Source organism: Micromonospora sp. NPDC005324, assembly GCF_040607155.1.
Taxonomy (GTDB): Bacteria; Actinomycetota; Actinomycetes; order Mycobacteriales; family Micromonosporaceae; genus Micromonospora; species Micromonospora trifolii.
Window position 1 is genome coordinate 1 of record NZ_JBEXGE010000133.1, and the last position, 1,185, is coordinate 1,185.

General features: G+C 69.3%; 1 protein-coding gene. It reads left to right on the top strand.

The window, feature by feature from the left end; all coding sequences use genetic code 11:
* Positions 1-1,052, top strand: a 1,052-nt coding sequence (locus ABZS40_RS36765; RefSeq protein ID WP_354949367.1) for an IS1380 family transposase, incomplete at its 5' end; no start/stop codon positions are given.
* Between the last annotated feature and the right edge of the window lie 133 nt (positions 1,053-1,185).

Consider the following 1,185-nt stretch of genomic DNA (forward strand, 5'->3'; position numbering starts at 1 on the left):
GGGCGGCAGCGCGGGAAGTCGCGTGGGCGCAGACCTGTGAGACCCGCGGCCGGTTGCCCGCCTCGGTCGCCGGGGGCCGCGAGGTCCCCGGGCTGGTCCTGGACATGGACGCCACCCTGGTCATCTGCCATTCGGAGAAGGAATCGGCGACGCGGACGTGGAAGAAGACATTCGGCTACCACCCGCTGCTGTGTTTCCTCGACAACACCGGCGAAGCCCTGGCCGGACTGCTGCGCGAAGGACGGGCCGGGTCGAACACCACCGCCGATCACATCACCGTCCTGGATGAGGCCCTCACGCAGATCCCCGACGCCCACCGGCACGGGACACCGCTGCTGATCCGCACCGACGGCGCCGGCAGCACCCACGGCTTCCTCGCCCACATCCGCCGTCTGCGTGAGCAGGGCATCGACGCCCGATTCAGTGTGGGCGCCGCGATCACCGCAGCAGTCCGGACGGCGATCGAGCAGGCCACCGACTGGATCCCCGCGATCAACACCGACGGCGGCCTGCGTGACGGCGCCGAAATCTGCGAACTCACCGGCCTGGCCGACACCAGCGGCTTCCCAGCCGGAACCCGCCTGATCGCCCGCCGGGAACGGCCACACCCCGGCGCCCAACTGTCGCTGTTCGACACCGTTAACGGCATGCGGCACCAGGTCATCGCCACCGACACCCCACCCGGTCAAGGATCCCTGCAGTTCCTCGAGGCCCGTCACCGCGCCCATGCCCGCGTCGAGGACCGCATCCGCACCGGCAAAACCACCGGCTTCGGCCGGTTCCCGTCACGAATCTTCGCGATCAACCAGGCCTGGCTGCAGCTGGCGTTGACCGGCATCGACCTGCTCGCCTGGACCCAAACCCTGCTGCTCGACGGTGACCTCGCCCGCGCGGAGCCGAAGAAACTGCGCTACCGGCTCCTGCACGTCCCAGCCCGCATCGCCCGCACCGCACGCCGGACCTGGCTGCGCATCGCCGACGGCTGGCCCTGGGCCGAGGAAATCATCACCGCGTTCACGCGGCTCGCCAGCCTGCCCCGACCGCTCTCCTGAACCCAAAACCCCGCCCCTGCAACAGCTTCGAGGAAACCGGCCCCGCGTCGGGCCCACACCATGCCCACCGGCAGAAACACCGACAGCCGCACCCACAACACCAAGATCAATCACTCATGAAAGACCGAGGCTA